Origin of the sequence: Nocardia sp. NPDC004568, assembly GCF_040609955.1 — a bacterium.
Taxonomy (GTDB): Bacteria; Actinomycetota; Actinomycetes; order Mycobacteriales; family Mycobacteriaceae; genus Nocardia.
Map to the genome: position 1 here is coordinate 23,056 of NZ_JBEXLL010000008.1, position 24,914 is coordinate 47,969.

A 24,914-nucleotide genomic window follows, 5' to 3' on the forward strand; every position below is an offset into this window, starting at 1 on the left:
GGGCCACGCGACCACCGCGGCGGGCCGACCCTGTTCTACTGGTTCCGGTAGCCGGCTCCAGTTGCCCGATATGCCCTCGATCGATCGACAAGGAGAAGACGATGGCCCTCGAGATCCGCGCGGTGACAGTGCTGGGCACCGGGGTGCTCGGTTCCCAGATCGCTTTCCAGACCGCCTACCACGGGTACCGCGTCCAGGCCTACGACATCGACGACAAGGCACTCGACGCGGCGCGCGAGCGCTTCACCGGGCTCGCCGCCACCTATCGCGACGAGGTGATGGGCGCGACCGATGAGCTCACCGAGAAAACCCGCGCGGGTATCGGCCTGACCACCGATCTCGGCGCCGCCGTCGCCGAGGCGGATCTGGTGATCGAAGCGATTCCCGAGGTGCTCGACATCAAACGGCAGACCTACCGGAAGCTGGGCGAGCTGGCTCCCGAGCGGACCATCTTCGCGACCAACTCGTCGACCCTGCTGCCCAGCGATATGGCCGATTTCACCGGCCGCCCGGACAGATTCCTGGCACTGCACTTCGCCAACCAGGTGTGGAAGTTCAACACCGCCGAGGTCATGGGCACCGATCGGACCGACCCCGCGGTGTTCGGCGCGGTGGTCGAGTTCGCCGCCGCCATCGGCATGGTGCCGATCGAGGTGCACAAGGAGAAGTCCGGTTACGTCCTGAACTCGCTGCTGGTGCCGTTGCTGAACTCCGCCATCGAACTCGCCGCCGGTGACTACGCCGAACCCGAGGCGGTGGACAAGACCTGGCGGATCGCGACCGGAGCGCCCATGGGCCCGTTCCAGATCCTCGACGTCATCGGCCTCACCACGCCCTACAACATTCTGAGCAGCCGTGCCGAAACCGAAGGCCTCGCCCGCTGGTTGAAGGAGAACTACATCGACAAGGGCAGGCTCGGTGTGGCCACCGGGGAGGGGTTCTACAAATACTCCTGACCGCCCACCGCCCACCGCCCACCGCCCACCGCCCACCGCGCGGCCGCCGGTGCCCCGGTGGGATCGGTGAGCGCCGCGGACGATCGTCGCGGCGGTCCCGGCTCACCGGAATCCGTCGCTCCGAGACCGGGCTTTCCCGAGCCGACCGGGGAACTGCTCGCCGAATCGGCCGGCTGAACTGTCCGTGGCCCGCCGACACGAGATGCCGGCAGGTCACGGATAACCGGGAGCCCGCCCGAACACGTACGAAGGGGGCTGCTCCGGATGCTCCTATGGATGTCAAGGAGCAGGTTTGGGGTTGTCGGTGGTGATGAGCTGGTAGAGCTCGCGGGCGGCATAGCGTTTGAGGCAGCGGATGATTTCTTTTTTGGACATGCCCTCCTTGGTGCGTCGCTCGACGTAGGCGCGGGGGCGGGGGTCCCAGCGCAGGCGGCAGAGCACGACGCGGTAGAGCGCGGCGTTTGCGTGGCGGTCACCGCCGCGGTTAAGTCGGTGCCGGTTGGTCTTGCCGGAGGACGCGGGGATCGGGGCGACCCCGCAGAGCATCGCGAACGCGGCCTCCGAGCGGATTCGGTGGTGATTCTCTCCGGCGGTGACCGGCAACTGACCGGCGGTATCGGTGCCGACGCCGTTGGCCGCGACCAGGTCAGGGCTGATGGCTGCCACCAGCGGAGCAAGCAGTTCGTCGAGTTCGGTGATCTCGGCCGACAGCTGCTGATGACGTCGCGCCAGGCAGCGCAACGCGATCATGGTGGCGGTGAGCGGGGAGGCGGCGTCGGTATGGTCGGGGTCGAATCCCGCGCAGGTGGCGATCAGCTTGCTCACCGGCAGCCCGCGCAGCTGTCGGCGCAACTCCTCGGATGCGGTGACGATCAGGGTCTTGATACGGCGTTGGGCATCGGCGCGTTGGTCGACCGCCGACCGGCGAGCGATGCGCAGGTTGCGCAGTGCTTCGATGCGGCCGTCACGTTGTTTCGGTGTGCCGGTGCGGTTTTCGGACAGGGCCGTGCGTGCGGCTTGGATGGCGTCGATCGGATCGGACTTGCCTTGGAAGCGGCGGGTCTTGCGGTCGGGGCGATCGACTTCGACCACCGGAATGTGGTGCTCGTGTAGCACGCGGGTCAATCCCGCACCGTAGGCGCCGGTGCCTTCCACTCCGACCCGGATCAGGTGGCCGAATCCGCGCATCCAATCCAGCAGCGCGCCGTAGCCTGCGGCGTCGGTGCTGAACACGGCTGTCCCCAATACCCGGCCGACGGTGTCGAGCACCGCCGCGGTGTGGGTGTCCCGGTGGGTATCGACGCCGCCGGCGACCTCGCTGGACATGGCATGTTCGTGTGTAATGGAGGGCATCGTCGTCCTGTTGCTCGCGACCGTGGGCAGGGCGGCACGCACCAGCCGGGCACGCGGACAAGACAGAGATGGGGCCTCTGGCCAGGCTCCTATGAAGTCACAACGCCGCACCTGGTGGAGTGCATGTGAGCGCCTCCGGCCCGGGCCGACAAATCCGGTTGAGGACCCTGAGTCAGTCAGTCGGTGGGTCAAACCCGGGCCGGAAGCGCTCACCTACATCCTCTCTGTCAGTCGGGGACGCCCGCCGCGGTCGTGCGTTCGGACCGACTCGCGGCGACCAGTCTGCCGCGACGCAGGACGAACCGGTCCGCGGGCGCGGCGGCGAGCGCATCCTCCAGGCTGCTCGCCCGGATCGCCAGCAGATCGGCCGCCGCGCCCCTCACCGGCCCGGCCGGTGGTAGCGACATCACCGCGCGAGCGCTGTCGCTGACCGCCCGATACGCCTCGGCCGGGGTCAGATGCGCGGCGGTGACGAGCAGGACGGCCGTTTCGAGGGCGTCACTGCGGCCCATCGGGTTGTAGGGGTCGCGGACATTGTCGGCGCCCGCCGCCACCCGGACCCCGGCGTCCAGGAGCGCCCGGACGGCGGTGAGACCGCGCGGGGTCGCCACCGGATGATCGCGTCCCTGCAGGTACAGGTTGGTGATCGGCAGGGTGACCACGCCGACACCCGCTTCCGCCACCGCGGCCGTCACCCGGGCGACGACCTCCGGCGGCGCGACACCCAGGCTCACACAGTGGCTCGCGGTCACCGGTGCGGTCTCCGGCCGGTCGCGCACCGCGTGCGCCAATTGTTCGAGGGTGAGCATCGCCGGGTCGAGTCGCTCGTCGGTGTGCATATCCACCCCGACCCCGCGGGCGCGCGCGATGCCCAGCAGTCGCCGCAGGTTCGCGGCCGGCTCCGGGGTCTGGTGTGGATGACCGCCGACCAGATCGACTCCCAGATCGAGTGCCGCGTGCACGGTGTCGTCGTCGGCCGTGTACGGGGCCAATGCGACGAGCTGGATATCCATGACGTCGGCCAGTTCCGCGCGCACCCGCACCAGAGCGCGTACCCCGCGCAAGGGGTCCTCACCACGCAGCAGATTGACGTGGGAGCGCAGGGCGGTCGTGCCATTCGCCAGGGCACGCAGCGCGGCCCGGCGGGCGCGCTCGGCGATTCCGTCGACCGTCAATCGTGGGGTGTGGGCTTCCCAGGCCGCGATGGCCGAGCCGAGATCGCCCATCGGGGGTCGTATCTCGTCGTAGGAGAGCGCCTTGTCCAGATGCGCGTGCGGTTCGGCGGGGGCGGTGAGCAGGACGAACCCGGTGAGATCCAGGTCGTTTTCCCCGACGGGGGCGCCCGCGGCCGGGACCACGTCCGCTACTCGTCCGGCCGCGATGCGCACATCCACCACCCGGCCGTCGGCGAGTGTCGCGTGGTGCAGGACCGGGACCGGACCCCCGTCGGCGCGGCGGAAGTCAGGCCGCGAAGTCGCGTTTGCGGATCGCACAGTGCACCCCTTTCACGAGGTCGACCACCTGGGTCACCGAGAAGTCACCGGCCGCGCTGAGATACAGATACGCCTCGCTCGGGGTCATCCCGGTGCGGTGGGCGAGGAAGTCCACCGCGAGCCGAGCGCACTGCCGCATGGCCTCGTCGAGGCTCTCGTCCAGGCCCAGCAGAATCCAGTGCTCGTCGGTCTCGGCGAACGGCATGGCCTCGTACGGTCCGGACACGGACCGGACCACCGACAGCCGAGCGGTGACCCGCAGCGAACCCTCCAGCGCGGTCAGCGCGATCTCGCCGTTGCCCTGCGCGAAATGCGGGTCACCGAGATAGAAACCGGCCCCGCTGACCTGTACGGGCAGATACAGCGACGATCCGGCCACGATCTCCCGGAGGTCCATATTCCCGCCGAAGGGGCCGGGTGGGATGGTGCTCAGTGGATCGTCGTGCCGGGGCGTCACCCCGCACAGCCCCATGAAGGGGCGGACGCCGATCGTGGCGCGGCCGGCGCCGTACCGGAACCCGGCCCGGCCCGGGCCGTCGAGCGCGCAGAATCTACTGAACACCGGTGCGACGCTGCCGTCGGCTTCGCGCGGCAGGCTCTCCGGGAGCGCGCCCCGCCCGTGCCGGCTGGAAATGATGCCGTAGGGGACCCGCGGCGCCAGCGCCAGGAAATCCACGCGCAGCCAATCGCCGGCTTCGGCGCCGCGGACGTGTACCGGGCCCAGCACGATATGCGGGCCCTTCGGTGCCCGGGCGCGGCGCAGCCCGGATTCGGCCAGGGCGACGGCGTCGGGCAGGATCTGGCGCCGGGGTACCCCGAATTGCCCGAAATATCCGATCGGATCGCGCCCCTGATCCTCCATCAGTCCCTCCTGCGACACCGTGTCGAAGGTGACCGTGTGTCCACTCTCGACGACCAGCGCCGGCGGGGTCGCGGGAGTCGGTAGCGTGCCCCAGCTGACGGTTTCGGGGGTGCACCACAGATAGTGGTCGGCTGTGCCCGGATCCCTTCCGGCGGTGAGGATGTCCATCACGCGTGGTCGGTGAGGATCGCCCGGTGCTCACGCCAGCCGCCCGGCGCGATGATCTCGTGCGCCGGATCGTCCGGTCCGGGGAGTCGCCGGCACACCATGCTCAGCGACCCCCGGCCGTCCTCCAGTTCGATCACCGACAGTTCCAGTTCGGCGGGTTCCCGGGGCAGCAGGTTGTCCCGGAGGTCGGTGTAGGACACGGCGTAGATCTCACCCGGTACCGCCCAACCGCCCTCGGCGACCGGTGCCAGCCCGGGGAACACATCGTCGAAGGAGAAGAAACGGTACCGGGGCGCGGTCCGGACCGGACCCAGGTATCGCGCGCCGGCGAGTGCGTCGTTGAGGGATCCGCCGCGCATGGCCTGGCCGTTGACGAACATGCGGACGATATCGTCGGACATGGTGGAACTCCTTGTGCGGCAGCGTATACGGCTGGTGCGAGGTCAGGTGAGAGTGGTGTTGCCGGGTCCGCGTAGCGCGTGGATCCGCGCGGCCGTGGTGGCGCGCTCGAGATCGCCGCTGGAGAGATCGTCGAGCAGCGTCCGGTGCTGGGAGACCGGTTCGTGGCCGGGTTGCTGGACGTAGTCGTCGGTCGGGTAGAGGAAGGCCTGCCGTTGCAGGAACGACGAGGTGATCGGGGTGAACGCCGCTCGGTTCACGGCCATGTGGAATTCGAGATGAGCCATCGAATACTGAGCACTCCCGACTCCGTACTCGCGCAAGGCGGCGCCCAGCGGATCGAGCAGGGCGTACAGCGCCGGCCAGTCCACACTGTCCACCTTGGCGGTGAGCATCTTGGCCGCCACCTGGTCGAAAGCGACCCGCAGTTCGTGCAGTTCCGCCCGCGCGGCCGCGTCGAACTCCACCACGACCAGTTGCCCGCGCCGCACCCGCTCGACCAGCCCTTCGCTGGTGAGCCGCTGGAGCGCCTCCCGGATCGGTGTGCGGCTCACCCCGAGTTCCTCGGCGATCTGTTCCTCGGTCAGCCGGATACCGCCGGCGTACTCGCCCGTGGTGATCTGCTGGCGCAGGAATCGGTACACCCGTTCCCGGACGCTCAATTGTTCGTCGGCGGGCACGAGTCCCGCACTGCCGGCCGCGATCACCGTGCGCTCGCGTCCAGCAGCGCCGCGCGGCACGCATTGGTGACCCGCTGCATGAACGTGCCCGACATGACGTTCATCCCGGCCCGCAGCGCGGTGGTCTGCAGGGTGGAGACGCGGTTGTTCAGGTCGAAGTAGCAGTTGCCCGGCCGGGTGAGTTCGGCGAAATCGAAAGCGAAAGGCCTGCTCTCGGATTCCTCGGTCTCGCCCCAGGTCGTCGTGTTCACGATCAGCGCCGGCGCCCGTTCGGCACACAGTGCCTTCAGATCGGACGGTGCCACGGCCTCGGCGCCGAACCGGGCGGCCCACCGGTCGAGTGCTGCCGCGTCGCGGGCGCTGCCGAGCAGCCGGACTCCGGGCCAGGCCCGCCGGCATCCGAGTGCGACCGAATTCGAGGAGCCACCGGCGCCGAGGATCAGGATATCGGCGGGGGTCCGCCCGCCCAGCACGGTTTCCATCGCGGCCTGCGCGGCCCAGCTGTTGGTGTTGACGCCGATCGGACCGTCGGCGCCGCGGACCACCGTGTCCACCACCGTCGTGCGGGTCGCGGACGCGGTGAGTATCCCGAGCTGGTCCGCCACCTGCTGTTTCCACGGACTGAGTACCAGCGCCAGTTGCCAGGACCGGTCGGCGAGCAGCGCGGCCGGGTCGGGATGGTGCACGGTATCGGCCGGCTCCACATCCCGGGCGGTCAGCGCGTCGAGCAGCAGCGCGCCCCGCAGCGCGCCGGCGGCGGTGGTACCGATACCCGCGATCACCGCCAGCGAACCACCGCAGGTCTCGGTGGCGGTATCCGGTCCGGCGCCGCCGCGCCGCACCTCGTCGAGGCACTGCCGCACCGCGTTGCGCAGTGTGGCCGTGCCGTCACCGCCGGAGTCCAGCAGAGATATCTGTGCTTCGGTCACGACTTCTCCCTTGTGATGATGGTGTCCCGCGGCCCGATCACGCCGCCGCAGTGCGGGGTTCGCGCACCGGGCGTACCTGGCGACCGGCCGGCTCGCCGATGATTTCACCCTTCTCGTACACGAGCTGCCCGCGCAGATACGTCGCGAGGACCGATCCGGTGAGCGGCCACCCGTGGTAAGGCGTCACCGGGTGTTTCGAATGCAGCGCGGCGGCGTCGAGGGTTGTCTCCGCGGTGGGGTCGACGAGGACGAAATCCGCGTCGAAACCCGGCGCGATCTGCCCTTTACCCGGTATCGACCAGCGTTGCGCCGGCCGGTAGGAACACAGCCGCACGATGTCCTCCACCGTGAGTTCGCCCCGGGCGGCGGCGGTGAGCAGCAGCGGCAGCATGGTCTCCACGCCGATGAAGCCGCCGTAGGCCTGCCACACATCCTCCTCGGCCTGTTCGGCGGCGGTGTGCGGGGCATGATCGGTGGCGATGATGTCCACATCGCCCCGGGCGATCCCGGCCCACAGTGCGGAGACATCCGTGGCGGGCCGGATCGGTGGGTTGAGTTTCACCAGGTTGCCGTGGGTGTCGTAGGCGGTCTCGTCCAGGAACAGATGCGCCACCAGGGTTTCCACGGTGACCCGGTGGCCCTGGGCGCGCAGATCCATCACCCGCCGTAACCCGACCTCGGTCGACAGGTGATGGATATGCAGTTTCGTACCCGCCTCGGTGGCCATGGTGATGATCCGGGTGACCGCCTCCACCTCGACGAAGGCGGGCCTGCCCTCCAGATGCGCGCGCGGATCCTTGCGCCCGGACGCGCGTAGCCGGTCGCCGAACATCCGCAGCAGATGGTCGTTCTCGGCGTGCACGCCGACCACCAGGTCGGCCGCCGCGGCCGCTTCCAGGCCGCGGAAGATGGCCGCGTCGTTCGGGCACCGATTGTCGCCGGTGGTCTGGCCCATGAAGAGTTTGAGGCCCATGGCGCCGAGTTCGGCCAGCTCGGCGATTTCGCCGTCGTTGTCGTGGTCGATCATGCCGTAGAGGCCGAAATCGACATACGCCTTGTTCCGGACCAGTTCGAGCTTCTGCCGGTAGCGTTCGGCGGTGGCGACCGGAGGTTTCGTATTCGGCATATCGACGACGGTCGTCACTCCGCCCGCCGCGGCGGCCCGCGTTCCGCTGGCGAAATCCTCTTTCTCGGTCATACCGGGTTCGCGCAGGTGGACGTGCATATCCACCAGGCCGGGCAGGACCAGCAGACCGGTGGCGTCGACCGTGGGAACGCCGTCGGCGGCGAGTCCGTCGCCGACGGCGAGGATACGGCCGTCCCGGACCGCGATATCGTGCCGTCGGCGGCCGTCGTGGGCGACCACCGTGGCGCCGGTGACCACGAAATCCGGGGTGGTGGCAGTGGGCATGATGCGGACCTTTCGGAGTCGAGGGGAGATCAGGCGAGGGCGAGGTCGGGATTCTCGGCGAATACTTCGCGGATGGGACCCAGATCGAAGAGCTGATCGACGCTCAGCTGCAGCCCGCCCGCCGAGATCGCCGCGATATTCGCTTCGGCCGACTCGTCGGAGACGGCGACGATCTGCTGGCGGGGGTCACCGTCGCGGATGAGTTCGTTGCCGGCGAGACAGCAGTCGAGGGTGCTCGCCCGGTCCAGTTCGAGGGTGCGCCCGTAGTCGTCGACCGTGAGGTCGGTGGCCAGCCGGGGGTCGGCGAGCACATCCTTCCAGCCCCGGATCTCGGCCTTCAGGAACGCCTTGACCTTGTCTCGATTGTTGTCGAGATTGTCCTGGGTGGTGATGTAGGTCTGGCCCACCAGCGGGAACCCCATATCGGCGAGCAGGGTCGCGCGGATATCGAAGCCCTTGTGCCGCAGATCCACCACCTGGCTGTTGATGAATCCCAGGTACCCGTCGATCTCACCGGCCGTCATACCGATGGGGTCGCCCTGCACGGGCACGGTGGTGATCCGGGATTCGTCGAGTCGCAGGGCGGCGAGGAAGTTGCGCCACACCGGTTCACTCGACGACGCGCAGCCGATCGTCTTGCCGTACAGATCCTGCGGGCCGTTGATCGGCTTGGAGCCCATCGACATGATGCAGCCCGCGTATCGCTGGTACACCGCGCCGATGATCTTCAGCGGCGCGCCCTTGGCGACGGCCGAACCGACGATGGGCACCTGCGATACCCCGGCGAAAGTCCGGGTGAGCACATCGGATTCGATGGGCGGCGCGGTGGGCCCGCCGGATACCAGGTCCGATCCGGTGAAACCGGCCTCGGTGTAGTAGCCGTTGCGGTCGGCGAGATAGCTACCGGCGAACTGTGTGTTCTTGATCCACGCGAGCCGCTGGGAGGCGATACCGAATCCGTCTCCCGATCCGCTGGTCGCCCCGCCCGAGACACAGGCGGTCAGCGCGGCGGACCCGGCCAGGGCGACACCGCCGACCGCCAGGCTGCGGGTCAGGAATCTGCGGCGGTCGAATTGTGCGGACATGGGGATACTCCGATCGATGGGTACAGCGAGGTGAGGGGAGATCAGCGGGGTGCGCTCATCCGGGCGGCGACGAGCTCTTCGGCGAACGCGACCACCTGGTAGACGGCGACGCAGACGACGGTGAGTACGACGACCGAGGCCCAGAGGCGGTCGAACTGGAATTCGTTGGCGGCGCGCAACATCTGGCCGCCCAGTCCTTCGCCGGTGGCCAGCCATTCGGCCAGCAGGGCACCGACGACCGAGGTGGTCACCGCGACCCGGGCGGCGGCGAACCAGGTCGGTACGGCGTGCGGCAGGGCGACCTTGCCGAACACATCCAGCCGCGAGCCGCCGAAGGCGGTGATCATGTCCAGGTCCGTGCGCGGGGTGGACCGGATACCGTTCAGCATGGTCAGCAGTGCCGGGACGACCACCACGGCGGCGCCGATGACCGCGGTCGCCAGGGCACCGCGACCGAAGACCAGCACCAGGATCGGCGCGACGGTCACCATCGGGATGGCATGCACCGCGGTGACGGTCGGGCCGAACATGGTCTCGACGGTCCGGGAGAAGTAGAAGATCAACGAGACCGCCGCGGCCAGTGCGAGGCCGAGCAGGTATCCGTAGGCAGCATCGGTGAGGGTGCGCATCAGGTCGGCGAGGATCGCGGCGCAGTGGGCCGCGGCTTCCGGGGCGGTGAACAGGTAGTCCAGCACATCACCCGGTGATTTGGCGACGAACGGGCTCACCTGTACGACCCGCAGGAACAGCGTCCAGACGAGCACGATGGCGATCACCGCGCCCAGTACGGTGGCGAGGGTCCGGGTGGCACTGCGGAGCAGGGGCCGGCCGAGGCGGGTCGCGGTACTCATGCTCGTGCCTCCGCGGTGGTGCTCGCGGCCCACGGGGTCGCGAATCGTTCGACGGCGGCGACGACCAGGAAGCACACGGCCGCCAGGACACAGCAGACCAGCGTGATGCCCCAGGTGCGCACGACATCGCTGGACTGTTGCGCGACCACCAGCGCCGCCCCCAGTCCGCGCTCCTGCCCCATGAACTCACCGATGATCGTGCCGAGCAGTGCCGCCGGAACGGCGATCTTCAAGGCGGTGACGATACTGGGCAGCGCGTAGAGCAATTGGACCTTGCGCAGCACCAGGTAGCGGCCGCCGCCGTAGGCGCGGACCAGGTCCTCACCGACCGGGTCGGCATGCCGCAGGCCGTTGAGCGTGCCGACCAGCGTGGTGAAGAAGACGGAGACCGCGGCCATGATGGCGGAGGTCACCGGCCCGTTGAAACAGGCCGCCAGAATGGGCGCGATGGCGATCAGCGGTACACAGGCCGAGGCGATTCCCACCTGGAGAACCAGTTTCTCGACCGCCGGTACCGTCAGCACCAGGGCCGCGCAACCGATCGCGGCGAGATTGCCCCAGCAGAATCCGGCGGCCGCCGACGCCAGGGTGACGGGCAGGTGCAGGGCGTAGAAATCCGCACCGTCGGACGCCAGGCCCGCGACGATCTGCACCGGCCCGGCGATGGCGGGACCGAGGACGCCGGTCCCGCCGACGAGTTGCCAGAGCACCAGCACGATCAGCGACCCACCGGCCGCCAGGTATCCGCGGTTGTTCACGCGCCGACCCCCGAGGCCAGGGGCGCGGCGCCGAACAGCACCGCGGACAGCAGATCGACATAGTCGTGGAACGCGGTGGTCCGCATCATCTCCGGGGTACGCGGCCGGGGCAGATCGATCTCGACCACTTTCTGTACGCGTCCGGGCCGCGGGCTCATCACCACCACGGTGTCGGAGAGGAACACTGCCTCGGAGATACCGTGCGTCACCATCAAAGTGGTCGCCGGGCGTTCGGTCCAGATACGGAGCAGTTCGATATTGAGGTTCTGGCGGGTCATATCGTCGAGCGCGCCGAACGGCTCGTCGAGCAGCAGGACCTTCGGCAACACCACCAGCGCCCGGGCGATCGCGACCCGCTGCCGCATACCGCCGGACAGTTGCGCGGGCCGGGCGTTCTCGAAACCGGTCAGTCCGACGAGATCGATCAATTCCTGGATGGTGTCGTCGTCGACCTTCTTCTTGGCCACCTCGAGCGGTAGCCGGATATTGGTGCGCACCGACCGCCACGGCAGCAGCGCGGCCTCCTGGAAAGCGATACCGAGGTGATCGTGGCGGCGCATCTCGCGCGGCGTCTCGCCGTGGACCAATGCCTCGCCGGCGGTTTGCGGTTCCAGTCCGGCCAGGATGCGCAGCACCGTGCTCTTCCCGCATCCGGACGGCCCGAGCAGCGTGACGAACTCGCCTTCACCGGACCGGATATCGACTCCGTCGAGCGCGGTGACCTCCCGCCGGCCGGCCTTGAATTTCTTGACGAGACCGGCGATATGGATACCGGGTGCGGTAGGCGGGACCATACGTACTCCTCGTGTGAAGCCCTCCGGCTTGTATCCGAGTTCGGATCCAAGTTCGTATCCAAAAGCTACGAGCTGCACGTTTCGTACGGATGACGCGTCGACACGACTGGATTACGTTCTGCTCACCGGTTTCCGGGACCCGGCCCGGACACCCGTGTGCCCGGTGGATTGCCGGGCATACGGCGGTGAGGATCACCCCGTGGATCAGGGTGTGGCCGGCGATGAGGTCCACGGCCCGGCCCGCCCTCGTCGACGGTGGCCGCGTGCACCCACACCACCCGGTCACCGGAGTAGTAGGCGTGTTCGTCGTAGTCGGGGTGCTCGTGCTCGGTCGACAGCAACGCGGTCGCGATGTACAGCGCGCGGTGCCAGCGATCGCCGGCCAGTGTTTCGGCCTCGGTGTCGGGACGGCCGATCGCGCTGCCGGTAGGCGGTCGCGGCGTCGGCCAGCTCGGCGGCGATCAGTTGGCGGGTCTCAATGGTGGTCACGAGTGTGCTCCTCGGGTGCGGGCGGGACGGAATCCGGTAACGGTCGGGCCGACATCGCGGCGGCCGCGGTGCTGCGGGCTCAGATCGGCGTTCTCGGCCACGATGGCCAGCGCGAGAGACAGCGGATCGGTTCACGGGCGCCGGTCGCGTAGGTGCCCGGGAAAGGCGCGAAAAGGCGCACCGGCGCGGTGATGTCGATGCGGTTCGTCGACCGCCAGTCGACGGCATCGGCGGGGGTGCGGGGCACCGTGATCCCGTGGGCGTCGAATGCTTCCGCGATCCGGCGATATCCGGTCGCGGTCACCTCGCGGGTGGTTAGTACACCGTGCACCGCCCAGATGACCGGGCCTCGGTCGTCGTGGCCGTGGCTCATCGCCTGGAACTGACCGGTGAGTGTGCGCACCGCCTCGGCGGGTGGGCCGTCATGCCATCGCACCGTGACCCAGTTGCGGCCTCGGTGGAGTACCGGCTGGCGCCCGAACACCCCTATCCCGCTCCGCTCGAGGACTGTTATGCCGGTCTGCGCTGGCTGGCCGGGCAACCCGATGTCGACCCCGGACGTATCGCGGTCGCGGGGGAGAGCGCCGGCGGCGGGCTGGCGGCGGCGCTGAGTCTGCTGGCCCGGGAGCGCGGTGAGATCCGGCTCACGTTCCAGCTGCTGTCCTATCCGATGCTCGACGACCGGACCTCCACGCGGGCGGGGCTGGATCCGCGCCGGATGCGTATGTGGAGCCGGCGCAACAACCGGTTCGGATGGTCGTCCTATCTCGGTGCGGTCGCCGGCGGTGAGATCCCGGCCCTGGCGGCGCCGGGCCGCTGCGCGGATCTGGCGGGGTTGCCGCCGGCCTGGATCGGTGTGGGCACCAATGATCTGTTCTACGAGGAGGATGTCGCCTACGCCGCGCGGCTGCGGGAGGCCGGGGTGGCCTGCACCCTGTACGAGGTGCCCGGCGCCTATCACGGGTTCGATCTGGTCGAGCCGGGCGCGGGCGTCTCGCGGGTATACCGGAACGCCCAATTGACCGCGTTGTCCGGCCCGCTCGGCGACAGCGATCGCGTTTCGTCCTGAGCGGTCAGTTCCGGGCGGAGCCGTAATTCCGGACCGCCACCGGAACGGTCGCCAGCAGCATCACCGCGATCCAGACCCACGAGGCCGCGACCGGTTCCCGCAGCGGCCACGCGGCACCCTCCGCCGCTACCCCCGGCGCCCCGAACAGTTCGCGCAGCGCGGCGACCACGGCGCTCACCGGATTCCATTCCGCGATCGCCCGCAGCGCCGACGGCATGGATTCGGTGGGCACGAAGATATTCGAGAACATGATCGTCCCGAAGATCAGCGGCGCCACCTGCTGGAGCATCTGTTCGTCGCGGATGGTGGCACCCAGGCAGATTCCCGCCCAGCCGAGCGCGAACCGGAAAACCAGCAGCAGCGCGACGGCCTCGGCGATATCCGCCGGCCCGGCATCGATCCGCCAGCCCGAGAGCAGTCCGATGCCCGACATGAGCAGCAGGGCGAGGCCGCCGGTGACGGTTTCGGCGAGCGCGAGCCCCGCGGGCACCGAGATCGCGGGCAGCGGCAGGGCCCGGAACCGGTCGGTGAGTCCGCTGCTGAGGTCGGCATTCGCGGTGGCCGCTGTTGCGGCCAGACCCATGGCCGCGACCAGCACCAGGACCCCGGGCGTGAGGTACGAGCGATACGCGGCGGCTTCGGCGGTTCCGGCGAGCGCGCCGCCGAAAACGAACCCGAACAGCAGCATCATGCCCGCGGGCGCGGCGAGGGTTACCGCGAGCAGACCGGGGGAGTGCTTGTAGGACAGCAGGATACGGACGAAGGTGGTCCGGATGGCGGCCGCCGGGGCGGGTGGGCGCGGGGTGAGTGTGGTCATCGGGTGGTCCTCGGGGTCGGGCCGGTGAGGGCGAGGAAGGCGTCGTCGAGGGTGCCGCGGCGGCGGCCGATATCGTGCACATCGATACCGGCGGTGTCGAGGGCGCGCAGGATCGGCAGCAGCGGGATATCCGCCTGCGGAAACGAATACGACAGGGTCGCGGTATCCGGGGTATCGGAGTCGGCGGCGTGGGCGGCGTGGGCGGCGGGGGTTCCGCCGAAATCCGCCAGCACCGTGGTGATGTCGTCGCCGCGGCGCGGGTCGGCGACGATATCCAGACCGCCGCCGATCTCGGCGGTGAGGTCGCGGGGGGTTCCGGCCGCCACCACCCGGCCCGCGTCCAGGATGGTGACCGTAGCGGCGAGGCGGGCGGCCTCCTCCAGGTACTGGGTGGTGAGCAGTACCGCCGTGCCCTCGGCCACGAATTCGGCGATACAGCCGTAGATCTGGTTGCGGCTGCGCGGATCGAGCGCGGTGGTGGGTTCGTCCAGGAACAGGACGGCGGGCCGCACCACCATCGCGGCGACGATATCGAGGCGCCGGCGCATCCCGCCGGAATACTCGCGCGCCGGGCGGTCGGCGGCGGCCGTGAGATCGAAGCGTTCGAGGAGTTCGCGGGCATGGTCGCGGGCGCGGCGGGCGGCCAACCCGTTCAACCGGCCGAACATGGTGAGGTTCTCGGCGCCGGTGAGCCGCGGGTCGACCGCGTGGAACTGCCCGGCCAGGCCGATGCGGCGTTTCACCTCGCGGGCCGCGCGGACGGTGTCGTACCCGGCGACGCGGGCGGATCCGGCACTCGGGCGCAGGAGGGTGGCCAGCATCCGCACGGTGGTGGTCTTACCCGAGCCGTTGGGGCCCAGCAGGGCGTGGACCCGGCCCGCGTCCACTTCGAGGTCGACGGAATCGACCACGGCGCGGTCACCGTAGGTCCTGGTCAGGCCGCTGGTTTCGATCACCGGCATGGGCGCTCCTTAATTGGGAACAATGTTCGCTGATAGATAATGTACGCGAATGCGAACGCTGTTCGCAAATCTCTCGAGGCATGCTTGTCCGATGCCCTCCGCCGAACCGACGAACGCGCTGTGGCTACGGACCGGCGATTCCCGGCCCGGCCCCCGGCCCGGCTTCACCCTCGACGACATCGCGGCCACCTGTGTCCGGCTCGCCGATGCCGAAGGGTTGCGCGCGCTGTCGATGCGCCGGGTGGCCGAGGAGATCGGCACCGGCGCGGCCTCGCTGTACCGCTATGTCTCCGGTAAGGACGATCTCCTGTCGCTGATGTACGACCGGGTCGCCGGGGAATGCCAATTCGCCCCCGCCACCGGAGATCTGCGCGCGGACGTCCTCGACGCCGCCGAACGGACCCGCGACCTGTACCGCCGGCACGGCTGGCTCGCCGAGGTGCGTCCCGGCACCCTGGGGCCCAACGGCCTGCGCTACCTGGACCATATGGTCGAGATCCTCGCCCCGGCTGGACTCGACCCGGCCGCGACCATGCACGGGATCGCCATGATCTCCGGCTGGGTCACCGTTTTCGCCGGCCAGGAGGCCTCGGGCCGGGCGGTGGACACCACCGGCGGTGGCGCCGAGCACATTGCCGCGATGCTGGCCCTCGGCGACTACCCCCACCTCACCGCGCTGTTCGGCCGCTCCGATGCCCCGGCCGGAGTGCCGGTGGACAACGATGCCGCGTTCCGGGCGGGTATCGACGCCCTGCTCTTCGGTATCAGCGGGTCCGCGCGGCAATAACCGCCCCTGCCGCGGGGGAGGCCGTGGGGGCCCGCCGATATCGGGTGTGGCCGGCTGCAATGTCGAAGGGCGTGCTCGCCCGCGATGTCAGAGGGGCGTGGCCGTGTGCGATATCAGAGGGCGTGACCACCCGCGACCTGTAACACCTGCCCGGTGATCCAGCGGGCCTGCCGCGACGCCAGGAACACCACCGCGTCGGCAATATCCTCCGGTTCGCCGACAGTGCCCAGTGGGATCGCCGCGCGGACCTGATCCACCACCTCTTCGCTCATCCAGCCGGTCTGCACCGGCCGGGGCGCGACGGCGTTGACCCGGATACCCGCCGCGGCGAGATCCAGGGCGGCGGCGCGGGTGAGTGCTTCCAGCGCGGCTTGGAGGTTCTGTAACCGATCTGCCCGGGGAAGGCGCGGGCGGCGTCGGTGGAGATATTGACCACGCTGCGCGGGCTGGTGCCGCCGCGCCGGCTCAGCTCGCTGATCAGGAGTGCCGGAGCGATCGCGTCGACCCGGTAGTTGCGTTCGAGCGCGGCGAAGGTCGCGGTATCGATACGGTCCGGGCTCTCGCAGTGGGCGGCGTTGTTCACCAGGATGTCGACCGGCCCGAGCCGGCGTTCCACCTCGTCGAACAGCCGTCCGGCCGCGTCCGGGTCGGTGAGATCGGCCGCGACGGTGACGGCTTCACCCAGGCCGGCGGCCAGTTCCTCGACCCGGTCCGGAGCCGTCGCGGTGTGCTCCCAGCTCACCCCTTCGGGCGGCGGCTCCTGGGTGGGCAGATGGTGCAGCGCGGTACGCGCGCCCCGCGCCGCGAACGCCCGCGCGTCCTGCGCCGCGAACCCCGCGCGATCGCGGCGCCGATTCCCGCGCTCGCCCCGGTCACACCAGAACTACTCGGCCGTCGAGTCCGGTATCGATCATCCGGCCAGCATCGCCAGTGAGGGCGCCGGGAGGCAAACGAAATACCGGATACTGCCCGATATCGTTGCCTGCCCACCAGCCGGAACTCCGCCGGTCCTCGACGTCGTCCGGGCGCCCGGCCCGGCTACCGGAGTGGATCGGCATCCCGGGTGAATTGCCCGTCCTCGTCTCGGTGTTCGGCGAGACCGTGGCCTCGTTCTTCGGCAAGCCGATCGGGGCCCGGTAGCGTCGCGGATCCGGCCGGTGGGTGTGCCGGGGTGGCAGACTGCGGAGTATGAGTACACCTGATTGGGCGGATGTGGGCCGGTACGTCGTGGACCATCTGGTGCGCGATACCGAGGCGGGCGCGACACTGCGGGCCAACGCGGACGCGGGACTGCCGGCCATCGACGTCTCCGAGGCGCAGGGCAAATGCGGGGGCGGTGATCAGCGCGCGCAGTGCGGTACGGGCGCGCGCGATACCGGGCCGTGGCCGGGCTCCTGGCGGGTGCGGCGTATCCGGGATATGTAGCCGTCCGCGGTGCCTGCCCGGAATTCCGGGCCCAGGGGGCCGTAGGCGTTGATCGCGGTGATGCGCAACCATTCCCGGCCGCCGGTGAGGTGGGCGTAGTGCACGACGCTGCCGACGCGCACGAACATCCCGTGCAGGTGGGTGCGGGCGTGGCGGGTGGCCTCGCCGGTGGCGGCGGTGGTCATCTCGTGCAGCTCGGCGGCCGGGGCGGCGGCCGGGCGGTGATGGTCGGCGCCGCACCATCCGCAGGTGCATCGGGCCCATGCGGCGGTGCGGTGTTCGGTGGTGCCTCCATGGTGGTCGACGTAGGCAACGGGCATGGTGTCTCTCCTTCGAACAGGGCCGGGGCGGGCAGGTAGGCACTGCCCGCCCCGGGTGGTGTGGTCAGTTCCCTGCGTTGCCGGTGACCAGCCTGATGGTTCATGTCTACTGTTCGGCCATGCTTCCCGGAGCATCGGAAGGGGCGCCGGCTCGCTGCAGAGGGAGCTGCCGCAGTCCGTTCGTGGGGCGCGGGTCGGAGGGTGGCCGGCACCGTCGTGCGTCTGCCCCGGACCGCGTCCGTTGGGCCGGCGCGCTAGATGAGTTATTCCAAGGGTCCGGGTGCGCGGTGTGTCGCGTACCCGGTCAATGGTCGTAAGCGGTCAGCGACCGATGGACCGGGGCGCCGATCTTGTCGTTGTGCCATATCGCGGCAGTCAATGCGAGCAGACGTTGCACAACCCGGACAGTGACTCCGGCAACGGCCCGTCCACCGTGTCGTTCCAGATCGAGCTGCGCTTTCAAAGTCTGGTTGATCGATTCGATGATCTGCCGTAGCGGCTTGAACAAGCCACTACCAGGCCGCTGCGCCTCGCCCTTGCGGGCCGGGCGCAGCAGGTTCAACCCCGCGTCGCAGAGGTCGGCCTCGAACCGCGCTCCGAAGTAGTTCTTGTCCCGATTACGGTTTGACCGGGCCTTTCGGCGACCAGAGCCGGATCGGCGCGCAGGATCCCCATCAAGGTTTCACGTTCGTCGGCCTTCGCGCCGGTCAAAGCGAACCCCACGGGCAGCCCGCCGAGCGTGGCGACCAGGTGCAGCCGCAGGCCCCAGAAGAATCGTGAATGCGAAGCGCAGTACCCGTACTCGGCCCACCCGGCCAGCGCTGACCGCTTCACTGTTTCCCTGGACCGGCCGCATTCGACCGGGGTCGAGTCGACCACCCACACGTCGTCGGTCCACAACGTGGTGTCGGTGGCCAACGCTCTGATCACCGCCACGATCATGGTCGAGGCGTTGCGGAGCCGCTTGTTGTAGCCGGGTTGTTTCGGCAGATACCGGAACAGGTGTCCGAGGTGGGTGCCGGCGTAGCGCAGCCACCTCGATTCGGAGGTGTAACCGAGCAGCGCCTGCATCACTGCCAGAGTCACCAGCTCTCGGCATCGGACAGTCGTGGGGCGATCCCGACACGCGGCCGGGCCGGCGCGAGATCCGGGCGGGCGGTCAACAGATCGTCGGTCGTGACGTACAGTGCGGTGGCGAGGGTGTCCAACTCATTGCTCACAACCTTGAATTACGACACCCTCGCCCTACTTTGCAGCCGAATCATCGCCCCCGCCAGCACATCCCGCACCGTTGCTCATCGCCCGACTCTTGAGCTGGTGCGCGGCACAGCAGCGCACCAGCTCACCCCTTGGAATAACTCATCTAGTGCGCGACCATGAGCGCGGTGGTCGCGAGGGCGAAGGCGAAGTAGGCGCCCGGGAAGGCGAGGTTGTAGTAGACGCGCGCCCGCAGGTGGATGATGAGCGCGCCCGCGAAGAACAGCACCAGGCCGACCGCCGCGGCGAACCCCAGCGCTTCCATGCCGAGGAGTCCGAGCAGGACGCCGACCGCACCGGTGGGCTTGAGCGTGGCCAGCCACGGCAGCCGGCCGGGCGGCACGCCGACCTCGGCGGAGTTCGCCAGGACGAATGGCGCCCGGGCGAAATCGGCCAGGGCCATGCCCGCGTTGGCCACGACGGTGACGAGGGCGACGACGAGGTAGGTGGTGTGCACGGCGTGACTTCCTGTTCGATGAAGTGTGGTCGGCGCCCGGTACCAGGGGACAGGCCCGGCGTCCGTGGCGAAGGTGATGACCGGCTGTGGAATCCAGCCTCCCGGGCCCTGACGGAACCCGCCAATACCTGCATCCATAACCTGTCGGCATGGATGTGGACACCCGGTTGCTCCGCTACTTCGCCGCGGTGGCGGCGGAGGGGACTCTGACCCGCGCCGCCGCGCGGCTCTACGTATCGCAACCGGCGCTGACCAAGCAGATCAGGCAACTGGAGAACCTGCTCGGCGTCGAACTCTTCGTGCGCTCACGGGCGGGGATGGCGCTCACCGTGGCAGGAGAGGAACTGGCCGCCCGGGTACCGGCGCTGCTCACCGAATGGGATCTGGCATTCCGGGAAACCCGGCAGGCGGCGGGCCGCGCGGCGCGGATGTTGCGGGTCGGCTTCCTCGCCAGCGCGGCCAACGAGGCCACCCCGCGGATCATCGCCGAGTTCGCTCGCCGGCAACCCGGCTGGCGGGTGGATATGCGGCAGGCCTCCTGGGGCGACCCCACCGGAGGTCTCGCCGACGGCGAGGTGGATATCGCCCTGCTCCGGCTCCCGTTTCCCGGGCAGGACCGGCTCCGGGTGCGGGAACTGTTCAGCGAACCACGCTGGGTGGCCCTGGCCTCCGCGCATCCACTGGCCGAACGCGAGTCGATCGACTTCGCCGAGCTGCTGGACGAACCGTTCGTCGCGGCCCCGGCCGAAACCGGCGCCTGGCGTGACTTCTGGCTCGTGGTGGCCGAACGCGCGGGCCGGGCGCCACGGATCGGCGCGGTGACCGAGCAACCCGACGCGTGGCTCAGCGCGATCGCCAACGGCTACGGGATCGCGCTGGCTCCGGAGTCGAGCGCCCGGTTCTATGCCCGGCCCGGTATCACCTACCGTCCGGTGACCGGGGGGGCGCCGAGCCGGGTGGGTGTCGCGTGGCAGGCCGAGTCGGATACGGATCCGGTGGCCCGGGCGTTCGTCGCGTGCTGTGTGGAGCTGTGCTCCGGGATCGGCTGACTCTTCGGCGGTCGACCGACGCGGCACCGGCGACGCGACCCATCCGGTGCCGATTGCCAGACCCCCGGCGCCTTGTGGATGCCCCCTAGCGCTTCTAGTCTTACGGAAGAGGGATCGACCCCCGCGGAGTAGAGATGATCTACGACAAGCTGGTCGCGCAGACAGCGCAGGCGCCGGTCACCAGCGGATTGCGGCAGGGCGAGGTATTCACGCCCTACGCCGCCCTGGTCGAGCGGATCGGCCGGGTCGCCGCCGGCTTCCTCGACCGTGGGATCGAGATCGGTGATCCCGTGGCCCTGCTCGTTCCGAACTCACCCGATCTCTTCGTCACGGCACACGCGCTGTTCGCCATCGGGGCTGTCGCGATGCCGGTGAGCGAGACGGCCACCCGAGCCGAACTCGCCACACTCGCGCGGAAGACCGGGCCCGAGGCCGTCGTCTCGGCTCCCGGCCTGGCCGCAGCCGCCGAGACGCTGATCGCCGACGCGGCCCCCGGCATTCCCCTGTTCCTGACGAGCGCACTGCCCGAGAGAAGTGGCACGGCACGGCTCCCCGAGCTGCCCGGCGGCACCCCGGCGCTCTACCTGTTCTCGTCCGGCTCCACCGGGTCACCCAAGGTGGTACCGCACACCCATGCCGAACTCGTGGCCGATAGCGAACGAGCCAGTACGGCCTGGGAAATCCAACCCGACGATATCGTCCTCGACATGCTGCCCGGCAACTTCGCGATGGGCTTCCTACTGGGCGCCACGCAAGCCGTCGCCGGTGGTGCGACAACGCTCTACTGGAGCGATCCCATGCCGCTGGCGCTGTCGCGGGAGAAGCTGCTCGACACCATGGTCCGCGAGCGTGTCACCTTCATGGGCGCCGTTCCGGCGATGTACGAAATCGTCGCCGGCCGGACCGGCGCCCGCGCTCTCGGATTGCGTCTGGCGTTCTCGGGCGGCGCCGCGCTGAAACGGTCGACCTTCGAGGCGGTGCGTGAGCGCCTCGGTGTCACACTCCGTCAGGATTACGGCTCCACCGAGGCGATCATGTTCTCGCACAACGATTCCGCCGATCCCGATTCGAGTTGGGCCTCGGTGGGCAGGCCGGCGGGCGATGCCGCGGTCCGCATCATGCCTTTCGACACCGAATTCGGCCCGGCCGTCGGCGAAATGGAAATACAATCGTCCTCGCTCATGCGGGGTTATCTCGGCGATGCCCCGGCCAATGTCCGGGCGTTCGACGAGGGCTGGTTCAGGACCGGCGATCTCGCCTCGCTCGACGAGGAGGGCCGCATCGTCCTCCGCGGTCGCAGCAAACTGCTGATCGAGGTATCCGGCTACAAGGTCGACCCCGTCGAGGTGGAGGAGACGCTCATGGGTTCGCCCGCCGTCGCCGAAGCCGCCGTCGCCGGTCTGCCGGACCCGCGCCTCGGCCACAGGCTGATCGCGTTCGTGGTCAGAGAGGCGGAGGTGTCGGCCGACGAGCTGATCCGCTGGGCCGGGGAAAGGTTGTCGGTCCAGAAGGCGCCGGCCGAGATCGTCTTCGTCGACGCACTGCCGCGCAGTCCGACCGGCAAGGTGCTCCGCGCGCGGTTGTGCGAGTTTCAGGCCGGCTGAGCCGCTCGCCGCGAAACATACGCGGCCAGATCCGCGGGCGATTCGAACAGTTCCGCCCGTATCTCCGTATCCGGGATACTGATCTGGAACCGTTCCTCGAGGAAATGCAGCAATCTCACCAATTTGATCGAGTCCAGCAGCCCGGCCTCGAGCAAAGGGGTGTCGCGCTCGACCGGCGATACGCCGGATCCGGCGACCAAGGCGGAGATATAATCGATTATCGGTTGTTCGATATCGTTCATCATATGAATCCCCTCGTGTAGTCGACATGATAGCCAATTTCATTGCGACGTGAAATACGCGAAAAGACGGGAGGGCGGCTTGGACGAAACGCGCCCGCTGGGTGAAAAGGAACAACTGCTCAACCATTTGCATGCCCGTGGCGGACTGATCGCCATGCAGGTGTTGCATGTGCGCGGCCGGCTCGATCCGGCACTGGTGGAGGACGCGCTGAGCCGGCTACAGGCCCGGCATCCCATGCTGCGCGCTCATATCCGCTACGGCAAGATCATCTGGCGACGCCTGCCGCCCTTCGTCCATCGCCTGCCCTGGTTCGACACCGCGGGGACGACGGAGATCCCGTTGCGGGTGCTCGACGACCCGGACCCGGACGCCTGGCGCGAGGTTTTCGCCACGGAGATCCGCACACCGATACCGAAGGGCAACAATCCGCGCCTGCGGATAACGCTGGTGCGGCAGTCGCCGGACGCCGATACCGGCCACCTCGTCATCTGTGCCGATCACGCGACGCTCGACGCCCGGTCCGCCCATATGCTCGCTCGCCAACTGCTCGAATTCCTCGCCGATCCGGCCGGCTCGCCACAGCAGCCGCCGCTCCACACTGCCCTGCCCCCGCCGCTCGAGGCCTGTTCGCACCACCGGCCCCGCGGTGGCGAGACGGCCACCTACACGCCGGCCATCCGGCTCCCCGAACAGCCGGTGCCCGACCCGCGAAAAGAAACGCGAGTAGTGGCGCGTTACCTCGGGCCCGACGCGACGGCACGGCTCGGAGCCGCCGTCAAAGCGCACCGGACGACGCTGCACGGCGCGGTGACGGCAGCCTTCCTGCTCGCGGTGCGTGAGCGGTATCGGCTCGACGCCATGACCGTGTTGAACACGGTCGACTTCCGTCGCCTCGGTGAACTCCCGTTGCCGCCCGAGACCTTCGGTTGCTACGTCGACATCCTGCGTACCGAGCACGCGATCACCGGCGACTTCTGGGCGACCGCGCGTGACGCCTCGTTCAAGCTGATCGCCGCGATGGCCAGGGACCCGGAGTCCTTCTCGATCATGCGCTTTCCCGATTGGAGAGTGTATCGGCGCGAAGCTCGCCCGACGATCCGCCACAACGGGCGTATCGACGGACTCGCCGTGACCACGGCCGGTGAGTCCGGCCTGCGGGCCGGCTACGGCGCCTACACGCTCGAGGGGGTCACCAGAGCGGTCTCGCTCCACCTGTTCGGCCCGTCGCTGTTCGTGATCGCCAACGAATGGCTCGGTGGTCTCGACCTCAGCGTCGGGTACGCGGCGACGGCGATGAGCGAGGACGAGGTGCGGTGGCTCACCGACAACGCGGTGGACCGGCTCGGAAACGGCGGATGAGGACGCTGCCTCGTTCGCGGCGTACCGGCTGCCGCTAGCCGGGTGTGAGTTCGGCGGGCATCGAACTGTAGGCGTGCAGATTGATCAGGCGACGCGGGACCGGCGGGCCGGTCAAACGCAGATCCGGATACCGCTCGAACAGGGTCCGCAGCGCGATGACGCCTTCCATCCGGGCCAGCCGGTATCCCATGCAGCCGTGTATCCCGCTGCTGAACGCGAGATGATCCGCGGCGTTCACCCTGGTCACATCGAATTGCCCGGGTTCGGGGAAGACGTCCGGGTCGTAGTTCGCCCCCGCCAAGGACAGCAGGACCAGGGCGCCGCGCCTGAGGTGCCGATCGGCGATGTCGACGTCATGATTGGCGACCCGGCCGGTGATCCGTACCGGGCAGTCGTAGCGCAGGATCTCCTCGATCGCGCCCGGCCACAGGTCCGGCTGCTCCTTCAGCAGCGCCAGCTGATCCGGATGGTCTGTCAGGAGTGCGATTCCGTTGCCGAGCATGTTCACCGTCGTCAAGAAGCCGGCGTCCAGTAGCAGGGCCGCGTTGGCCACCTGTTCGCGGCGGGTGAGCTCACCACTGGTCACCAGCGCGGTGAGCAGTCCGTCGGCCGGGGCGGTGGTGAGTTCGTCGATGCGCTGCTCGAAGTACTGCTTGACCTCGGCCAGTTCGTCGGTGGCGTGCCGGTAGGTGCGCCAGGTCAGGGCCCGGTCGACCAGCGGCGCACTGTTGAAACCCCACTTCAGCATGGTCGTATGCATCTCGGGGGGGAATCCGAGAATCTGGGCGATGATCGCCACGGGTACTTGCTCGGCGAAGTCCGTGATCAGGTCCGGTCGTGGCTTCGAGGCCAGGCGGTCGAGGAGGTCATCGGTCACCTCGACGGCCCGTTCCTCCAATCTGGCGATCGCTCCCGGGCCGAAGGCATGCCCGACCAGGCGCCGGTACCGGGTGTGGTCCGGCGGATCGGTCGCCAGCATGGAGGGCGGTTGGGTGAGGTCGGGAAGTTCTCGGTCGGTCTTGGCCAGCACCCAGCGGATCGGTGTGGGAATGGCGGGATTGTCGGGCCTGAGCACGCCGAAGCGGTTGTCTCGGAGGATGCGGCGGCACAGGGCGTAGTCCGCGGTGACGTACGTGCCCGACAGCTTGGGTAGCCGGCCCCGCCGACGGATCTCCTCGATGTACGGCGACGCGCCGAGCAAACGGTCCTGGCCGAAGAGGATCTGCGCGAGGGGGTCGCCTCGGCGCGCCGACCACCGCAGATAGGACCGTGCCAGGCCGTGGAGGAGCAGCCAACGGATCCATGCGCGAGTCGACATGGCCACCTCCGCTCCCGGG

The 24,914-nt window shown here is 69.1% G+C and carries 27 protein-coding genes and 2 pseudogenes; 7 read left to right on the forward strand and 22 right to left on the reverse strand.

The genetic code is table 11. The annotated features are described in order from the left end of the window. Positions 1–101 precede the first annotated feature (101 nt). Positions 102–956 carry a 3-hydroxyacyl-CoA dehydrogenase gene (locus ABZV91_RS06340; protein WP_355236301.1) on the forward strand — a complete coding sequence of 285 codons (855 nt, stop codon included), beginning with the start codon at positions 102–104 and terminating at the stop codon, positions 954–956. Between the two features lie 279 nt (positions 957–1,235). Here the strand turns inward: ABZV91_RS06340 and ABZV91_RS06345 are convergent, their stop codons facing one another. From ABZV91_RS06345 to ABZV91_RS06400, 12 genes are all read right to left on the reverse strand, one after another. Continuing rightward, positions 1,236–2,282 carry an IS110 family transposase gene (locus ABZV91_RS06345; RefSeq protein ID WP_355236569.1) on the reverse strand — a complete coding sequence of 349 codons (1,047 nt, stop codon included), beginning with the start codon at positions 2,280–2,282 and terminating at the stop codon, positions 1,236–1,238. 254 nt (positions 2,283–2,536) lie between these two features. Continuing rightward, a complete protein-coding gene (locus tag ABZV91_RS06350; protein ID WP_355236304.1) occupies positions 2,537–3,802 on the reverse strand; it encodes an amidohydrolase family protein in 1,266 nt (421 codons plus the stop codon). Then, complete coding sequence (locus ABZV91_RS06355) at positions 3,771–4,832, reverse strand: acetamidase/formamidase family protein (protein WP_355236572.1); 1,062 nt, start codon at positions 4,830–4,832, stop codon at positions 3,771–3,773. The genes ABZV91_RS06350 and ABZV91_RS06355 overlap by 32 nt, the downstream gene beginning before the upstream one ends. Next, a complete protein-coding gene (locus tag ABZV91_RS06360; RefSeq protein ID WP_355236307.1) occupies positions 4,832–5,233 on the reverse strand; it encodes a gamma-glutamylcyclotransferase in 402 nt (133 codons plus the stop codon). Before ABZV91_RS06360 ends, ABZV91_RS06355 begins: the two co-directional genes overlap by 1 nt. 42 nt (positions 5,234–5,275) lie before the next feature. Further along, a complete protein-coding gene (locus tag ABZV91_RS06365) occupies positions 5,276–5,938 on the reverse strand; it encodes a GntR family transcriptional regulator (RefSeq protein ID WP_355236310.1) in 663 nt (220 codons plus the stop codon). Further along, a complete protein-coding gene (locus ABZV91_RS06370; RefSeq protein WP_355236313.1) occupies positions 5,935–6,840 on the reverse strand; it encodes a hypothetical protein in 906 nt (301 codons plus the stop codon). Before ABZV91_RS06370 ends, ABZV91_RS06365 begins: the two co-directional genes overlap by 4 nt. Positions 6,841–6,877: 37 nt before the next feature. After that, on the reverse strand, positions 6,878–8,251 hold the full coding sequence (gene allB, locus ABZV91_RS06375; protein ID WP_355236315.1) for an allantoinase AllB: 1,374 nt from the start codon (positions 8,249–8,251) through the stop codon (positions 6,878–6,880). A 29-nt stretch (positions 8,252–8,280) separates the two neighbouring features. Further along, positions 8,281–9,336 carry an ABC transporter substrate-binding protein gene (locus ABZV91_RS06380; protein WP_355236318.1) on the reverse strand — a complete coding sequence of 352 codons (1,056 nt, stop codon included), beginning with the start codon at positions 9,334–9,336 and terminating at the stop codon, positions 8,281–8,283. Positions 9,337–9,377: 41 nt separating this feature from the next. Continuing rightward, the gene (locus ABZV91_RS06385; protein ID WP_355236321.1) at positions 9,378–10,187 is read right to left on the reverse strand and encodes an ABC transporter permease subunit; all 810 of its coding nucleotides are present in this window, start codon (positions 10,185–10,187) and stop codon (positions 9,378–9,380) included. Continuing rightward, the gene (locus ABZV91_RS06390; protein ID WP_355236324.1) at positions 10,184–10,945 is read right to left on the reverse strand and encodes an ABC transporter permease subunit; all 762 of its coding nucleotides are present in this window, start codon (positions 10,943–10,945) and stop codon (positions 10,184–10,186) included. Before ABZV91_RS06390 ends, ABZV91_RS06385 begins: the two co-directional genes overlap by 4 nt. Then, on the reverse strand, positions 10,942–11,739 hold the full coding sequence (locus ABZV91_RS06395) for an ABC transporter ATP-binding protein (protein WP_355236327.1): 798 nt from the start codon (positions 11,737–11,739) through the stop codon (positions 10,942–10,944). The genes ABZV91_RS06390 and ABZV91_RS06395 overlap by 4 nt, the downstream gene beginning before the upstream one ends. A gap of 568 nt (positions 11,740–12,307) precedes the next feature. Further along, the gene (locus ABZV91_RS06400; RefSeq protein WP_355236329.1) at positions 12,308–12,631 is read right to left on the reverse strand and encodes a hypothetical protein; all 324 of its coding nucleotides are present in this window, start codon (positions 12,629–12,631) and stop codon (positions 12,308–12,310) included. A gap of 39 nt (positions 12,632–12,670) precedes the next feature. On the opposite strand from ABZV91_RS06400, the pseudogene ABZV91_RS06405 reads away from it, so the two are divergent. Continuing rightward, positions 12,671–13,297, forward strand: a pseudogene (locus ABZV91_RS06405) (alpha/beta hydrolase fold domain-containing protein); the annotation flags it as partial. A gap of 4 nt (positions 13,298–13,301) precedes the next feature. Here the strand turns inward: ABZV91_RS06405 and ABZV91_RS06410 are convergent. Together ABZV91_RS06410 and ABZV91_RS06415 are read right to left on the reverse strand one after the other, a co-directional pair. After that, positions 13,302–14,114 (reverse strand): ABC transporter permease, encoded by an 813-nt coding sequence (locus ABZV91_RS06410; protein ID WP_355236332.1) that lies wholly within the window; start codon positions 14,112–14,114, stop codon positions 13,302–13,304. After that, entirely contained in the window at positions 14,111–15,076 is a 966-nt protein-coding gene (locus tag ABZV91_RS06415; protein WP_355236335.1) for an ATP-binding cassette domain-containing protein, read from the reverse strand. The genes ABZV91_RS06410 and ABZV91_RS06415 overlap by 4 nt, the downstream gene beginning before the upstream one ends. 91 nt (positions 15,077–15,167) lie before the next feature. Here ABZV91_RS06415 and ABZV91_RS06420 point away from each other — a divergent pair, with 91 nt between their 5' ends. Then, on the forward strand, positions 15,168–15,863 hold the full coding sequence (locus ABZV91_RS06420; RefSeq protein WP_355236338.1) for a TetR/AcrR family transcriptional regulator: 696 nt from the start codon (positions 15,168–15,170) through the stop codon (positions 15,861–15,863). A gap of 113 nt (positions 15,864–15,976) precedes the next feature. On the opposite strand, the pseudogene ABZV91_RS06425 reads toward ABZV91_RS06420, so the two are convergent. Further along, positions 15,977–16,605 (reverse strand): annotated as a pseudogene (locus tag ABZV91_RS06425) (SDR family oxidoreductase). Between the two features lie 446 nt (positions 16,606–17,051). Here ABZV91_RS06425 and ABZV91_RS06430 point away from each other — a divergent pair. Continuing rightward, positions 17,052–17,288 carry a hypothetical protein gene (locus ABZV91_RS06430; RefSeq protein WP_355236341.1) on the forward strand — a complete coding sequence of 79 codons (237 nt, stop codon included), beginning with the start codon at positions 17,052–17,054 and terminating at the stop codon, positions 17,286–17,288. Here the strand turns inward: ABZV91_RS06430 and ABZV91_RS06435 are convergent. The 5 genes from ABZV91_RS06435 to ABZV91_RS06455 form a co-directional block, all read right to left on the reverse strand. After that, positions 17,204–17,608, reverse strand: a complete 405-nt coding sequence (locus tag ABZV91_RS06435; protein WP_355236344.1) for a hypothetical protein — start codon at positions 17,606–17,608, stop codon at positions 17,204–17,206. The genes ABZV91_RS06430 and ABZV91_RS06435 overlap by 85 nt on opposite strands. A 304-nt stretch (positions 17,609–17,912) precedes the next feature. Further along, entirely contained in the window at positions 17,913–18,170 is a 258-nt protein-coding gene (locus tag ABZV91_RS06440; RefSeq protein ID WP_355236347.1) for a hypothetical protein, read from the reverse strand. After that, positions 18,167–18,694 carry a hypothetical protein gene (locus ABZV91_RS06445; RefSeq protein ID WP_355236351.1) on the reverse strand — a complete coding sequence of 176 codons (528 nt, stop codon included), beginning with the start codon at positions 18,692–18,694 and terminating at the stop codon, positions 18,167–18,169. Before ABZV91_RS06445 ends, ABZV91_RS06440 begins: the two co-directional genes overlap by 4 nt. Next, positions 18,691–18,828, reverse strand: a complete 138-nt coding sequence (locus ABZV91_RS06450; RefSeq protein ID WP_355236354.1) for a hypothetical protein — start codon at positions 18,826–18,828, stop codon at positions 18,691–18,693. Before ABZV91_RS06450 ends, ABZV91_RS06445 begins: the two co-directional genes overlap by 4 nt. Positions 18,829–18,971: 143 nt before the next feature. After that, the gene (locus ABZV91_RS06455) at positions 18,972–19,322 is read right to left on the reverse strand and encodes a DoxX family protein (RefSeq protein ID WP_355236357.1); all 351 of its coding nucleotides are present in this window, start codon (positions 19,320–19,322) and stop codon (positions 18,972–18,974) included. A gap of 149 nt (positions 19,323–19,471) precedes the next feature. On the opposite strand from ABZV91_RS06455, the gene ABZV91_RS06460 reads away from it, so the two are divergent. Beyond that, the gene (locus ABZV91_RS06460) at positions 19,472–20,371 is read left to right on the forward strand and encodes a LysR family transcriptional regulator (RefSeq protein ID WP_355236359.1); all 900 of its coding nucleotides are present in this window, start codon (positions 19,472–19,474) and stop codon (positions 20,369–20,371) included. Positions 20,372–20,505: 134 nt separating this feature from the next. Then, complete coding sequence (locus ABZV91_RS06465; protein ID WP_355236362.1) at positions 20,506–21,975, forward strand: class I adenylate-forming enzyme family protein; 1,470 nt, start codon at positions 20,506–20,508, stop codon at positions 21,973–21,975. Here ABZV91_RS06465 and ABZV91_RS06470 read toward each other — a convergent pair. Then, on the reverse strand, positions 21,963–22,220 hold the full coding sequence (locus tag ABZV91_RS06470) for an acyl carrier protein (RefSeq protein ID WP_355236365.1): 258 nt from the start codon (positions 22,218–22,220) through the stop codon (positions 21,963–21,965). The two genes, ABZV91_RS06465 and ABZV91_RS06470, sit on opposite strands and share 13 nt — an antisense overlap. Positions 22,221–22,296: 76 nt before the next feature. Here ABZV91_RS06470 and ABZV91_RS06475 point away from each other — a divergent pair, with 76 nt between their 5' ends. Next, positions 22,297–23,577 (forward strand): hypothetical protein, encoded by a 1,281-nt coding sequence (locus ABZV91_RS06475; RefSeq protein WP_355236367.1) that lies wholly within the window; start codon positions 22,297–22,299, stop codon positions 23,575–23,577. A gap of 34 nt (positions 23,578–23,611) precedes the next feature. On the opposite strand, the gene ABZV91_RS06480 is transcribed toward ABZV91_RS06475, so the two are convergent. Next, positions 23,612–24,895, reverse strand: coding sequence for a cytochrome P450 (locus tag ABZV91_RS06480; protein WP_355236369.1), 1,284 nt, complete (start codon positions 24,893–24,895; stop codon positions 23,612–23,614). Between the last annotated feature and the right edge of the window lie 19 nt (positions 24,896–24,914).